The 14,512-nt window shown below is 41.0% G+C and carries 10 protein-coding genes; all 10 read right to left on the bottom strand.

The window, feature by feature from the left end:
• Positions 1-6: 6 nt before the first annotated feature.
• Complete coding sequence (locus tag DK924_RS00735) at positions 7-1,059, bottom strand: ABC transporter ATP-binding protein (protein WP_109874103.1); 1,053 nt, start codon at positions 1,057-1,059, stop codon at positions 7-9.
• A complete protein-coding gene (locus tag DK924_RS00730) occupies positions 1,060-2,691 on the bottom strand; it encodes an iron ABC transporter permease (protein ID WP_109874102.1) in 1,632 nt (543 codons plus the stop codon). It abuts the gene before it with no gap.
• Entirely contained in the window at positions 2,691-3,695 is a 1,005-nt protein-coding gene (locus tag DK924_RS00725) for a Fe(3+) ABC transporter substrate-binding protein (protein ID WP_109874101.1), read from the bottom strand. Before DK924_RS00725 ends, DK924_RS00730 begins: the two co-directional genes overlap by 1 nt.
• 843 nt (positions 3,696-4,538) lie before the next feature.
• A complete protein-coding gene (locus DK924_RS00720) occupies positions 4,539-5,225 on the bottom strand; it encodes a tRNA-uridine aminocarboxypropyltransferase (protein ID WP_054201949.1) in 687 nt (228 codons plus the stop codon).
• A 282-nt stretch (positions 5,226-5,507) separates the two neighbouring features.
• Positions 5,508-6,935, bottom strand: coding sequence for a dihydrolipoyl dehydrogenase (lpdA, locus tag DK924_RS00715; protein ID WP_008114944.1), 1,428 nt, complete (start codon positions 6,933-6,935; stop codon positions 5,508-5,510).
• Positions 6,936-7,098: 163 nt separating this feature from the next.
• Positions 7,099-9,006: a pyruvate dehydrogenase complex dihydrolipoyllysine-residue acetyltransferase gene (gene aceF / locus DK924_RS00710; RefSeq protein ID WP_109874100.1), complete on the bottom strand. Its 1,908-nt coding sequence runs from the start codon at positions 9,004-9,006 to the stop codon at positions 7,099-7,101.
• 10 nt (positions 9,007-9,016) lie between these two features.
• Positions 9,017-11,683, bottom strand: coding sequence for a pyruvate dehydrogenase (acetyl-transferring), homodimeric type (gene aceE, locus DK924_RS00705; protein WP_010391663.1), 2,667 nt, complete (start codon positions 11,681-11,683; stop codon positions 9,017-9,019).
• An 84-nt stretch (positions 11,684-11,767) separates the two neighbouring features.
• Positions 11,768-12,517, bottom strand: coding sequence for a pyruvate dehydrogenase complex transcriptional repressor PdhR (gene pdhR / locus DK924_RS00700; protein ID WP_008114937.1), 750 nt, complete (start codon positions 12,515-12,517; stop codon positions 11,768-11,770).
• 454 nt (positions 12,518-12,971) lie between these two features.
• Positions 12,972-13,823: a beta-lactamase regulator AmpE gene (ampE, locus tag DK924_RS00695; protein WP_109874099.1), complete on the bottom strand. Its 852-nt coding sequence runs from the start codon at positions 13,821-13,823 to the stop codon at positions 12,972-12,974.
• 21 nt (positions 13,824-13,844) lie between these two features.
• Positions 13,845-14,390: a 1,6-anhydro-N-acetylmuramyl-L-alanine amidase AmpD gene (gene ampD, locus DK924_RS00690; RefSeq protein ID WP_109874098.1), complete on the bottom strand. Its 546-nt coding sequence runs from the start codon at positions 14,388-14,390 to the stop codon at positions 13,845-13,847.
• Positions 14,391-14,512: the final 122 nt, after the last annotated feature.

The following is a 14,512-nucleotide window of genomic DNA, read 5'->3' as shown; positions in this document are numbered from 1 at the left end:
GATTAATTACGATTTAAAAAAATTCACCGTGTGCGGTTTTATTTTTATTATAACCTGTTCATTAATTTCAAATGACTGGCCATACTGAGCTGCAACTTCTATTTCTTGTTCAGCAATAACTACAGTATATACATAAGCAGAGCCAATAAAGCGACTGCTTAGAATTGTAACGCACTCACACTGCAGTTCGTTATTGTTACTACTGGCAAGCTCAAGTTGGTGTGGACGCACATAAATAACCCCCTTTTCAGCCACTGAGTGTTGCTGTGGCAGTATTGATTTAACCACACCAAACTGCGTTTCATATTCAGTGGCTGTTAATGCAGTTGCGCTTAAGTATATGCCCTGACCCAGAAATTCTGCAACCTCCTTTGAACTTGGTTTAGCAAAAAGCTGCTCTGGCGTTCCTTGCTGCGCAATTTTACCTTGGTGCATAACAGCAAGTGTATCTGAAAATGCAAACGCCTCTTCTTTTGAGTGAGTAACAAATACTGCCGACACTTGTTGAGCTTTAATAATACGCCTAATATCGGTGATTAACTCAAAGCGGACTTGGGTATCAATATTAGAAAACGGCTCATCTAACAATAGTAAGCTGGGTTTATAAGCTAATGCACGCGCAATCGCTACCCGTTGCTGTTGACCACCAGAGAGTTGATGTGGATATCTATCCGCGCAGCCAACCAAGTGCACAAGTTTTAACATTTCATCCACGCGAGCCTGTTTATCCGTTTTGCTCATACCGCTTAGACCAAAGCCAATATTATTCGCCACCGTTAAATGTGGGAATAATGCGTAGTCTTGAAACATCATGCCAATATTACGATGCTCTGGTGACACAAACGTATTGGCGTCACTGACTAACTTACCATCAATAAATACCTGTCCTTGTTTGGCTTCAATTAACCCTGCAATGGCTTTAAGCGTGGTGGTTTTGCCGCAGCCACTGGCACCGAGTAAACACACTATTTCGTCTTTACCTAAGGTTAAGTCTAAATCATCTACAACCTTAGTCCCGTTATATGCATAGCTCACACCTTGTAAAATCAAACTACTCATTTAACTACGTTGCTCCATTGAACGGTTAATAAAATATAACGGAATAAAACCTACCACCACTATAAATAAAGCTGATATGGAGGCCAGCTCTAATTGTTCATCGCTAACATATTGAAACACGTGCGTAGCTAAACTTTCAAAGTCAAAAGGCCTTAGCAGTAAGGCTGCGGGCAGCTCTTTCATACACTCAATAAATACCAATAAACCAGCGGTTAATAAGCCTCGGCGTAATAAAGGCAAATGCACTAAGCGTAATGTGTGGCCTTGGCTTTTCCCCATTGACTGACTTGCCATATCAAGCGAGGGGCTAATGCGTGAAAAGCTCGACTCTATAGCACCATGAGCAACTGCGTAAAAACGCACAATATAAGCAAAGATAATCGTTAGTAAGCTACCAGTAAGTAATAAACCAATATCTAAGTTATAAGGAGTCAGAATGCGGTTAATAGTATTTTCTAATAGGGTGAGTGGCAACAATACAGCAATAGCTAATACTGTCCCAGGGAGTGCATACCCGGTACTTGCTAAGCGCCCAGGTATAAGTGGGTTTGCTTGTTTTGCAATGCGCTGATAAAACACCACTAAAACACTCAAAACAATAGTCACTACACTCACTACTGCGGCCACTTTCAAACTTTGCCATGCATAGCTAAAAAATTCACTACTCCACGCTTGATCAAAATACGTGATTGCATACTTGAGCAAAACAACCATGGGAATAATAAATGAGATTATTAAAATAAAGCTACAAAACCCCGTTGCTAACCATGCAGACTTACCTTTAAGAATATAAAGTGCCTCACTGTTCACGCTCGATTGACGTTCAAATACAGCTTGGTTACGACGGCTAAAGCGCTCGGTGATCAATGCCAAGAATAGCAGTAACAACATCACCCCTGAAATTTTTGCTGCTGCAGTTAATGAGTAATAACCAAACCAAGTATCGTATACTGCGGTGGTTAATGTACTGACTGCAAAGTAGCTAACGGTAGCAAAATCAGCCATAGTTTCCATACTGATCAAAGCAAGCGCAGCAACAATAGCACCACGAGAAAGCACCAAGCTTACTTTAAAAAAGCTTTTCCATGCACTTAATCCCATTAATTGGCTTGCTTGGACTAACTTAAAGGACTGTTCACGTAGTGCAGTTTTAAAAATTAAATATAAATACGGGTAGAGTACCAGCGCAATCATGATGATAGCCCCTGGCAAAGTGCGTATATCAAAAAACCAGTAATCACTGGGTGATTGCCAACCAAACCAGTCTCTTAGTGTTATTTGTACCGGACCCGCGTAGTCGAGTAAATCCGTGTACACATAAGCAATAATATAGGTAGGCATGGCAAGCGGCAGCATCAATGCCCATTCAAACTGTTGTTTACCAGGAAAACGGCAATAAGCGGTGAGCCAACCCAGTGGTAACGCAATAAGACAGCTAAGTAACCCTACACCTAAAACCAGTAATACGGTATTACTTATATAGTCCCACAGCACGGTATTCCACAGGTGGGTAAATACCTCTGAGTCGCCTTGTAAAGATTCTACTAGCAGAAAAAACAACGGGGTCGACAGTAATAACCCTGTCGACCACGCAATAAGCTGCCACTTCGACAGCTGAAATTTATAAGTCATTAAAGATCGAACTTCACCTCATCAATTAGCTTAAGGGCTAACGGACGATATTTGCTAATTTCATCAAGCGGTAAGCTGTCTTCCTTAAAGCTTCCCCATGATGCAACCAAACTTGAAAGCTTAACACCTGGCTTGACCGGGTACTCCATATTGAGCGAGGCATACATATTTTGCGCCTTATTGTCGGTCATATACTCTATAAGTTTCAAGGCATTTTCAGGGTTTTTAGCATACTTAGTAATTACCGCACCCGATACGTTAATATGCGAACCACGGTTAGTTTGGTTTGGAAAATTAATATTAACCGCATCTGCCCACGTTTTTTGCGCTTCATCTTGCAACATTTTACCTAAGTAGTAACTGTTACCTAAAGCTAAATTACATAAACCTTCTTTAACGGCTTTCACTTGCGCACGATCATTTCCCTGCGGCTTACGCGCTAAATTCGCTTTTACACCCTCCAGCCATATTTTAGTCTGGACTTCACCATGATGAGCAATCATAGAAGCCACTAACCCTAAGTTATAAGGGTGTTTACCAGAGCGAGTACAAATTTGACCTTTATATTCAGGTGCAGCTAAATCTTCATAACTCAGCTCAGGTAATGGACCTAAACGCTCTTTTGAAGAGTAAACATTTCGCACTCGCTTAGTGAGCGCCACCCACTGACCATCGCCATCACGAAATGCAGCCGGCACATTCTTATTAACCTTCTCGCTATCAATAGTTTGCGTTAGCTTTAGCTCTTCTAATTGAATTAACGCACTAAAGTTAGACGTTAAAACTAAATCTGCTTTGCTGTGCTTGCCTTCACGCTTAACACGCTCGATTAGGCCTTTTTTAGCAAACACAACATTAGTTTTAATGCCTGTTTGCTGTGTAAAATCATCTAAAATAGGTTTAATTAAAAAAGGTTGTCTAAATGAGTAAATATTCACAACATCGGTTGCAACAGCAGGTGCTGAGATAATTAGTCCAACGACAAGCGCTAGTGTTTTTTTCATATTTTCTTACCTGACTAATAATTATTATCATTAATTTTACCGCGATGAACTAAAAAGTGCACACTTTATATAATTACTTAGTGATAAATACGCCCAAAAAAGAAAACCCTTGTAAGATATCTCTTACGCTTATGGCAGTAAATGAGTAAAAACACCCTGCATAACACCCCATAAATACAGCAAGCCATTGTATTTTAAATAATTTATAAATATTTCATTTGTAAGAACATAAACCATAAGCGCTTTTATCCTACATTTACTGCAAATCACTCTCTATAATTAACCCATAAATAAGCAACGACGCTTACCGAGTAAATGGAAACGGATTAACTACTCGAATACCAAGGTTTGGTTTTTAGGATAACAGGGATTTAAGGACAGGCTCAGGATGAGTATCGCAATGGATTGTTGCACAAGGGATAGCATCAGGATGATGCATAATGGATAACAACAGCGGAATAGTTGTTTATAAAGGATAGGGAACAAAAAGGACAGGCCTTAAAGGCAACACAACGGAATGGTAACAAAGGGAATGCACTCGGATGTGCAATAAGGATTGGTAATAGATTTTACCTTACAGGATGTTTTAGGGATTTATGGAGACAGGCCCGGATAGCCTATATTACATAGAACTAGAAAGTAATATTGTAATAACACGGATCGTAAAAATTGGAGTTGATTAGGTTCAATTGCAGGATGCAACAAAGTTAGAAGATTCCGCAAGCGCGACTAGAGATGGTTCGCGCTTTTCTTTTGCCTGAAAGTCAGCGGTCAGCCAAGTTATATATGTTTAGGCTATACTCAAGCGTCAAATTCAGCTTTTTCGTATTAATACCCTGCACTTTATTCGGGCCTGCCTTTGTTACGCTTACCAAGTAAATAAGCGTCGCGAAACTTAATAAAATGCTGTTCTAATTTAGTGCTCGCATCAACTTCACCAGCCAATGCTAATACCATAATAGCCACTTCTGCCGTACCTAACTGATGAGCATGAGGCGCTACACGTAATCGGTAATCAGAGAGTTTTTCTGCGGTAATAGAAAGCACAGGTAAGTTATCTAAATAAGGACTCTTACGAATCATTTTTTTAGCTTCTCGCCATGTACCATCTAAAAATATAAACAATGGCTGTTTACCTGCATGCGTTTCAACCTGGGTTACCACCCTATCAGTTTCAACATCTTCAGCCGGAAAAATCACAAAAGGCTGATATTTATCATTATTCAATAATGCTAATAAAGCAGGATCTGGGGAGGTTCTATCCCAACGAAACGCATGATTATCAGGGATAATTTCAGCAATTAAACGCCCTGTATTAGACGGTTTAAAACTTTCATTGTGATACATAAGTAAACATACCGCAGCGTTGCAGCTTGCGTACTCAGCGCCCTCACAAATACAGTAATGCTTGGCAATTAGGCATTGCTCACAGCGATCCATTTTTCCACCACGGGCATTAAACTCACGTCGAGATTCACTTATTTGCTGGGCACGTAATGCTAAAACTGAATTTTTTAAACTCTGGGTCACTGTGGGTATTTACCTATAAATTGATGGCTGCGCATTGTAGCTAAAATAAAAGAAATTAGATATCAGCTATCAGCTATCAGCTATCAGCTATCAGCTATCAGCTATCAGCTATCAGCTATCAGCTATCAGCTATCAGCTATCAGCTATCAGCTACAAAATTTTGCTCATATTAACTTAAGTGTCAAGGGAGCTTGTCTTTACTGACGGCTGAGGGCTGAGGGCTATAAAAACAAAAAACCCAAGCCGAGGCTTGGGTTTTTTATCGCGATTAACTAAAAGAAATTACTTCTTCTTTTTAACTGCTTTTTTGTTTGGTAAATCAGTGATTGAACCTTCAAAAATTTCAGCAGCAAGGCCGATTGATTCGTTCAATGTTGGGTGAGCATGAATTGTTAGCGCTAGGTCTTCACCATCTGCACCCATTTCAATACCTAGACCGATTTCGCCCAGCATTTCGCCTGCGTTAATACCAATCATAGCACCACCGATAATACGGCCGCTTTCTTTATCAAAAATAAGCTTAGTAGAACCTTCAGTACGTGAAGAAGCAATAGCACGACCCGATGCAGCCCAAGGGAATACAGCGGTTTCAATGCTTAAACCTTGCTCTTTCGCTTCTTTTTCAGTTACACCCGCCCATGCAATTTCAGGGTCAGTATAAGCAATTGAAGGAATACACTTAGGATCAAAGTAATGTTTTTGACCAGAGATAACTTCTGCTGCAACATGGCCTTCATGAACCGCTTTATGCGCAAGCATAGGTTGACCCACTAAGTCACCAATCGCAAAAATATGTTCTACGTTAGTACGTAATTGCTTATCAACGTTAATAAAACCACGCTCATCAACATTCACACCCGCTTTATCAGCGTCTAACATGTTACCATTTGGTGTACGACCTACAGCAACAAGTACTTTGTCGTAACGTACTGGCTCTGCCGGTGCATTTTTGCCTTCAAACGTAACATATAAACCGTCGTCTTTTGCTTCAACGCCAGTTACTTTAGTTGAAAGCATTACATTAAACTTGTCTTTAACATGCTTTTGGTAAATTTTAATGATGTCTTTATCAGCAGCAGGAACAAGTTGGTCTGCAAATTCTACAACATCAATTGCAGAACCTAGTGCACGGTAAACCGTACCCATTTCAAGACCGATAATACCACCACCTAAAACAAGTAGCTTTTCAGGAACATCTTTAAGCTCTAGCGCGCCCGTTGAATCAATAACGCGATCATCCTCAGGGATGAAAGGTAAGTTTACAGGTTTAGAACCCGCAGCAATAATTGCGTTATCAAAGGTAATGGTTGTTTTACCGTCAGCGCCTTCAACATCTAAAGTGTTGCTACCAGTAAATTTACCGTAACCAGATACAACTTTTACTTTACGCATTTTAGCCATGCCGTCTAAGCCACCTGTAAGCTGGCCAACAACAGAGTCTTTCCAAGAACGAACTTCATCTAAGTCAATTTTTGGTGCGCCAAAAGTAACGCCGTGAGATGACATTTCTGCAGCATCATCAATCACTTTAGCTACGTGTAAAAGTGCTTTAGAAGGAATACAACCAACATTAAGACATACACCGCCTAATGTCTCGCGAGATTCTACTAATGTAACTTCTAAGCCCAAGTCAGCAGCGCGAAAAGCCGCAGAGTAACCACCAGGACCACCGCCTAGTACAACAACTTGAGTTTTTAATTCGTTGCTCATGCTATTACCTTTATTGTTTGAACGGGACACAGCCCCAAAATTTAACTGCCATGTTTCTGCAAGGCAGAAAAGGGCATTTGTGCAAATATTGTATCATTGCAAATGATAAAAATCCCAGCTAAAAACAACTGGCTGGGATTTGATTTTACTCACTCTGTAGTGATCACATCACTAACTGGCGTATATCACTCATGTAACTTGCAAGAGTAACAGTAAAGCGTGCAGCAAGTGCACCGTCAATCACTCTATGGTCGTAAGACATTGAAAGTGGAACCATTAGCTTAGGCTCAAACTCTTTACCATTCCACTTAGGCTTCATTTCAGATTTTGACACACCTAAAATTGCCACCTCAGGCGCATTCACAATCGGCGTAAATGCCGTACCGCCAATGCCACCTAGGCTTGAAATAGTAAAACAACCACCTTGCATATCTGATGAACTTAACTTGCCATCACGCGCTTTAACAGATACTTCCATTAGTTCACGAGATAGTTCAATAATGCCTTTTTTATCAACATCTTTAAATACTGGTACAACTAAGCCATTTGGCGTATCAACCGCTACACCAATATTAATGTACTTTTTAAGGATTAAGCTTTCGCCATCCTCTGAAAGCGATGAGTTAAATGTAGGGAACTCAGCAAGCGCTTTAGCAGCTGCTTTCATTACAAATACTAATGGCGTAATTTTAACACCCAGCTTTTTCTTCTCGTTAAGGGCATTTTGCTCTTTACGGAACTGCTCAAGGCTCGTGATATCCGCTTCATCAAACTGGGTAACATGTGGGATTTGCACCCAGTTACGGTGTAAGTTTTTACCTGACAGCTTTTGAATACGAGAGAGTTTTTTCTCTTCTATTTCACCAAACTTAGCAAAATCAACTTTTGGCCATGGAATTAAACCAAGCTCACCGCCACCAGCATTGCCTTTAGCTGCTGATACTTGACCAGACTCAACTTGCTTAACCAGTTGCTTAACATAGTTTTGCACGTCTTCTTTAACAACACGGTTTTTACGGCCCGTGCCTTTAACGTTGGCAAGGTTAATACCAAACTCACGTGCTAAACGGCGAACCACTGGCGATGCATGTGCATAAGCGCTATTGTTTTCAAAGCTTTCAGAGCTTGCTTTAGCAGATGATGCTGCTGATTTTGACTCAGCCTGAGCTGCCGGCTTAGATTCTGTTTTAGGCGCTGGTGCTGATTTTTCTGCAGCTGGTGCACTACCCGCCACTTCAAATACAAAAATCAATGAGCCAGTTTTAACTTTATCGCCAGTCGCTACTTTAATCTCTTTAACAGTACCTGCAAACGGCGCCGGTACTTCCATAGCTGCTTTGTCGCCTTCAACGTTTAAGATAGATTGCTCTTCTTCTACGCTATCGCCAACCGCAACCATAACTTCTGCTACTTCAACTTCGTCATCACCAATATCAGGCACGCTAACTTCTTTAGTGCTTGATGCCGATGCTTGTTCAGCAGGCTTCTCTTGTGCTTTTGAATCAGCTGCAGGGGCACTTTGGTTATCACCACCTGACACTTCAAAAACAAATACTAATGAACCCGTTTTCACTTTGTCACCAGTATTTACTTTAATTTCTTTTACTGTACCGGCAAAGGGTGCTGGTACTTCCATTGCCGCTTTGTCGCCTTCAACGTTTAAGATAGATTGCTCTTCTTCTACGCTATCACCAACTGCAACCATAATTTCAGTTACTTCAACTTCGTCATCACCAATATCAGGCACAGTGACTTCTTTGATTGATGAAGCCGATGACGCAGCAGGTGCAGCTTCCTCGGTTTTTTCAGCTTCTTTAGAGTCAGCAGCAGAGTCTTGCGCTTCACCTTCAAAGATGAACACTAAAGTGCCTGTGGTAACAGTGTCACCCACATTTACTTTAATTTCTTTTACCGTACCGGCTTGTTCAGCAGGTACTTCCATCGCAGCTTTATCACCTTCAACACTTAATAGTGATTGGTCAACTTCAACTTTATCGCCAACGCTCACTAGTATTTCGGTTACTTCTACTTCATCGCCACCGATATCAGGTACTTTAATTTCAATACTCATTGCAAACCTCTTATGCGTACAGTGGATTTAGTTTGTTAGTGTCGATGTTGAATTTTTTAATTGCTTCAACAACCACTGACTTTTCAACTTCACCACGTTTAGCAAGTTCAGATAATGTCGCAACTACCACGTAGCTTGCGTTAACTTCAAAGTGACGACGTAGGTTTTCACGGCTGTCTGAACGACCGTAACCATCTGTACCCAATACTTTGTAGTTATTGCTTGGAATAAATGAACGCGCTTGTTCTGCGTAGTTTTTCATGTAATCCGTTGCAGCAACAGTTACTGAATCGTTTAATACGCTAGTGATGTATGGCGTTTTTTGCTCGCTTTCTGGGTTAAGCATGTTGAAACGTTCAACATCTTGTCCATCACGGGTAAGTTCATTGAATGAAGTTACTGAGTAAACATCAGACGCAATACCAAACTCTTCGCTTAAAATTGCTGCAGCTTTACGCACTTCAGTCATGATAGTACCTGAGCTTAATAGCTGTACGTTGGCTTTTTTACCTTCGTAGCTTTCTAGCTTGTAGATACCTTTACGAATACCTTCTTCAGCGCCTTCTGGCATTGCTGGCTGATGGTAGTTTTCGTTCATTAGCGTTAGATAGTAGTAAATGTTTTCTTGCTCTTCACCGTACATACGACGAATACCGTCTTGCACGATAACCGCTACTTCAAATGCATAAGTAGGATCGTAAGAAATACAGTTAGGTACCGTGTTTGCAAGAATGTGGCTGTGGCCATCTTCATGCTGTAAGCCTTCACCATTTAGCGTTGTACGACCCGCTGTAGCACCTAATAAGAAACCACGTGCTTGTTGATCTCCTGCCATCCATGCCATGTCACCAACACGTTGGAAACCAAACATAGAGTAGTAAATGTAGAATGGGATCATCGGTAAGTCGTTGGTGCTGTAAGATGTTGCAGCAGCAACCCATGACGACATTGCACCTAGCTCGTTAATCCCTTCTTGTAATACCTGCCCTGAGGTTGCTTCTTTATAGTAAGAAACAATATCACGGTCTTGAGGGGTGTAATTTTGGCCATGTGGGTTGTAAATACCGATTTGACGGAATAAACCTTCCATACCAAAAGTACGTGCTTCATCGGCAATAATTGGCACAATATTTTTACCAATACCTTTATCTTTTAATAAGATATTAAGTGCACGCACAAAGCCCATAGTGGTTGAAATATCACGCTTTTGCTCTTCAAGTAATGGCTTGAACGCATCTACTTCTGGTAACTGTAACTTTTCAGAAAACTTGGCAATACGTGTTGGCGTGTAACCTTGTAGCGCATCACGACGTGCATGAAGGTACTTATACTCTGGAGAATCTTTTTCAAGCTCTAAGTATGGCAGCTCTTTTAATTGCTCTTCAGATACTAAATCATCTAAGCCTAAACGAGAGCGTAAGTGAGCCACATGCGACATGTCCATTTTCTTAACTTGGTGCGCAATGTTTTTACCTTCAGCCGCTTCACCCATGCCGTAACCTTTTACTGTTTTAGCAAGGATTACTGTTGGACGACCTTTCGTTTCTTCTGCTTTTTTAAATGCAGCAAACAGTTTTGAAGGCTCATGACCACCGCGCTTAAGGGCGAAAATTTCTTCATCGGTCATATCAGCAACAAGTGCTGCTGTTTCTGGGTAACGACCAAAGAAATGTTCACGTACGTACGCGCCATCTTTCGCTTTATATGTTTGGTAATCACCATCAACAGTTTCGTTCATTAACTGTAGTAATTTACCTGTGGTGTCTTTAGCAAGCAGAATATCCCAACCGCTGCCCCAAACAAGTTTAATAACATTCCAGCCAGCGCCTTTAAATAGGCCTTCTAGCTCTTGAATGATTTTACCGTTACCCATTACAGGGCCATCTAAGCGCTGTAGGTTACAGTTAACTAAGTAACATAGGTTATCTAGCTTTTCACGGGCAGCAAAAGAAATAGCACCACGTGATTCTGGCTCATCCATTTCACCATCACCTAAAAACGCATATACACGTTGGTTTTTAGTGTCTTTTAATCCACGGCCATCTAAGTACTTTAAGAAACGCGCTTGGTAAATTGAAGAAATTGGACCTAAGCCCATAGATACCGTTGGGAACTGCCAAAACTCAGGCATTAATTTAGGATGAGGGTAAGAAGGTAGGCCTTTACCATCGACTTCCTGACGGAAATTATCAAGCTGTTCAGCACTTAAACGCCCTTCAACAAATGCACGCGCATAAATACCCGGAGAAATATGACCTTGGTAATAAACTAAATCGCCGCCATCAACATCATTTGGCGCTTTAAAGAAATGGTTAAAACACACTTCGTAAAATGCAGCAGACGATTGGTAAGACGCCATATGGCCGCCTAAGTCGAGATCTTTTTTCGATGCACGCAATACAATCATAATCGCGTTCCAGCGAATAATTGAACGAATACGGCGCTCAAGATTTACATCACCAGGATAGGCAGGTTCTTGATCAACCGGAATCGTATTAACGTAGTTTGTGTTAATGCCTGTTGGCATATCAACACCGTCTAAACGGGCTTGTTCTAACACTTGCTCAAGTAAAAACTGAGCTCGTTCAACACCTTCTTCGCGCACAACCGATTCAAGAGCTTGTAACCACTCTTGTGTTTCTAGCGCGTCTACGTCAATTTTATTGACTTCAGACATATGGAGGTTTCCTTATGTTTAAAATACTAATTTTATGTATTGAATACTTCACTGTTAACTCAAGTTAACAGTGAATGTACTTGCTTAATTTTGTTTGGTGCGTCTTAAACTACGTTCAATTCGCGAATGCTCTTTACCCGCTTCAAGCAATGCTTCTTCAATATAGGCTAAATGCGCATTACTCGCTAAGCGAGCTTGTTCAGGATTACCGTCAATCACTGCATCCATTAATAAGCGTCTATGCTCAGCTAATTGGCTGCTTATATCTGACTTTTTAAGTAATACCGTTAAATTTTGTAAAACATTCTGCTCAAGTAAGCTTTGCATCCCTCTTACTAAATGCAGTAACACTACGTTATGAGACGCCTCTGCGATGCAAAAATGAAAGTCATTAATCGCTTTGGCTTTTTGCTTTAATTCATCTTTAGCTAATGCAATCTGATCAAAGCTCTGTTTTACTTTTGCAAAATCGTTACTTGTTCCGCGAAGTGCTGCGTAATAAGCCGCAATTCCCTCTAGCGCATGACGAAATTCTAATAAATCAAATTGCGATTCGGGGTGTTTACTGATCAAATCAAACAACGGATCAGTCAGCCCCTCTTCCAATTGATTTTTTACATACGTTCCACCACCTTGACGACGGGTTACTAGCCCTTTTGCCTCAAGCTTTTGAATGGCTTCACGCAACGACGGACGCGACACTTCAAATTGCTTAGCGAGTTCACGCTCCGGTGGTAACTTTTCTCCTGGTGCTAATGACCCCTCAAGAATCATGTTCTCAAGTTGTTGTAAAATAACATCAGATAATTTTGCCGCTTTAATTTTTAAAGACATCAATCAACGTCCGCGTTGTATAAGTGCTAGCAGCCCATTAAATAAGGCTTTTAACTGAATGACCTGACCAAAAGGTAAATTGGTCATACCAAATTTTGCCATACGTTATCAAAAACCGTAATTACTGTCAATTTACAGCAGTTTTAAAGCCCTAAGGCCAGCGTAACGTAATTTAAACAAAGTTCAAATAATACACAGATTACAGAGGGTAAAGAAAGGTTAATAAGATGAAAAACAAATGGTCAGACCAGCTAACTTTGATGTTCGGGGTTCGGGGTTCGGCAGTAGGATAAAACGTAGCGCCTCATACAAACATACCTTTATTTTATTGTAATCGAGAGTTTACCTCCCGCATATTTAGGGTCTAGGTTAAAGATCAAAGGTTTTAAGCCCGTTCCCCGTTGCTCATTGCTCGTAGCCCGCCAACTAATACCTAGAACCTAACCCCTGCTCTTTAACTTAAACCACCAAATAAAGTCATTAAGGCAATTAATACTAAATAAAAAAGTACATTGCGCTTAACCAGTTTGATCATGCAGGTGGCTTCAAAGGTGCAACCATAGTAGCGCTCTTCAACTTGTTCAGCCGCTTGCGCCGTATAAGTAACCACCTTGCGATTAGGGCTTGAAAAGTCAAACACGTAATGCAGCCAACAGCTAGTCCCTTTATTAAAGTTACCAATCACTAAATAACCAAAACTGGTAATACGCGCTGGGAGCCAATCTAGCCAAAACAGCAAGCGGTGAATAAGTTTAAAGTGCTTGGCAATGACTTCATCACGATTGTCACTCACTAAGTCGGCAAAAGTGCGCACTAGCGCATAAAAAACAGCACCGGCAACACCCAATACCACAAACCAAAATATAACCGCACAATAAAACCTGAAATTAACCCAAGCCAGCGTTTGCCCTAAGGTTTCACCGCCTTGTTGCTCCTCAGTACGTTTTTGCCCTAATTGCAAAGCATATAAGGTAGCTGCAGTTTGATCACCTCGAGTTAATGCATTGAGGTACGACTTATACAAAGCACGCTGTTTAGCACAACCAAAGCACACCAATAACACTGCCACATTAAAAACAAGCTGCCAAAGTACAAAGTCAGATAAAAAATACACACACCCAATAGCAATCACAGGCAGGAATAGCCAAATTAAAAACCCCGTAGCTGTGCCAAATAAACCTTTATTGGTCAATAAATTAACAGAACGAGTTAAGTAGCCATTAGCGTAATAACTCATTTGCCAATGCGCAGAGCGAGCACCTAAACGCTCAAGTATCAGTGCTATTATTATTGAAACCAAAATCATGTTGCTACTCGCTTTACTTAGTTATTCAATTAGGTTAAAAAATTTACGCCAGTTAAAACTCTCTCCAGGGTCGGTTTTTCGCCCAGGGGCAATATCGCAGTGCCCTACTATATTACTGGCTGTTATTTTTGGGTAGCGCTGCATTATAGCTTGCGCCAATGTGGCTAAACTTTGATATTGCGCATCGGTATAATTAGTTGTATCTGTGCCCTCGAGCTCTATACCTATACTAAAATCATTACAATTTTGTTGTCCAGCAAAGCAGGAACGCCCCGCATGCCATGCACGTTTTTCAAAAGGCACGTACTGTATAATCTCGCCGCAGCGCTTAATAAAACAATGCGCTGATACTCTAAGCCCTTCTAGGTCACTAAAGCTAGGGTGCGCATTACAATCAATACACCCCATAAATAAGTCATCAACGTAAGAAGTGTTAAATTGCCCTGCGGGTAGTGAAATATTATGAATAACCAACAGCGAGATATCACTGTGAGCAGGTCGCTCGTCAAAGTGGCTACACGCCCGCTGGCTAATATTATTTATAACGCCTAAAGAATCTATTTTCATACTATTTGATTTAAATTTATATGCCCGATGTCAAATGCTCTTTGAGTAAAATGGTAGGGATTGGTGTCAAGTCCGTTGCCCGTTGCCCGTTGCCCGTTGCCCGTTGCCCGTTGCCCGTTGCC

The sequence above is a fragment of the Pseudoalteromonas sp. meg-B1 genome, from assembly GCF_003173795.1.
Classification (GTDB): domain Bacteria; phylum Pseudomonadota; class Gammaproteobacteria; order Enterobacterales; family Alteromonadaceae; genus Pseudoalteromonas; species Pseudoalteromonas undina.
The sequence above is the reverse complement of the archived record's forward strand: the minus strand, read 5'-3'. Positions and strand labels throughout refer to the sequence as shown.

Bases quoted from the DNA above. Each gene is read 5' to 3' on its own strand.
- DK924_RS00735 (WP_109874103.1), bottom strand. From the start codon at position 1,059: ATGAGTAGTTTGATTTTACAAGGTGTGAGCTATGCATATAACGGGACT.
- DK924_RS00730 (WP_109874102.1), bottom strand. From the start codon at position 2,691: ATGACTTATAAATTTCAGCTGTCGAAGTGGCAGCTTATTGCGTGGTCG.
- DK924_RS00725 (WP_109874101.1), bottom strand. From the start codon at position 3,695: ATGAAAAAAACACTAGCGCTTGTCGTTGGACTAATTATCTCAGCACCT.
- lpdA (WP_008114944.1), bottom strand. From the start codon at position 6,935: ATGAGCAACGAATTAAAAACTCAAGTTGTTGTACTAGGCGGTGGTCCT.
- aceF (WP_109874100.1), bottom strand. From the start codon at position 9,006: ATGAGTATTGAAATTAAAGTACCTGATATCGGTGGCGATGAAGTAGAA.
- aceE (WP_010391663.1), bottom strand. From the start codon at position 11,683: ATGTCTGAAGTCAATAAAATTGACGTAGACGCGCTAGAAACACAAGAG.
- pdhR (WP_008114937.1), bottom strand. From the start codon at position 12,517: ATGTCTTTAAAAATTAAAGCGGCAAAATTATCTGATGTTATTTTACAA.
- ampE (WP_109874099.1), bottom strand. From the start codon at position 13,823: ATGATTTTGGTTTCAATAATAATAGCACTGATACTTGAGCGTTTAGGT.
- ampD (WP_109874098.1), bottom strand. From the start codon at position 14,390: ATGAAAATAGATTCTTTAGGCGTTATAAATAATATTAGCCAGCGGGCG.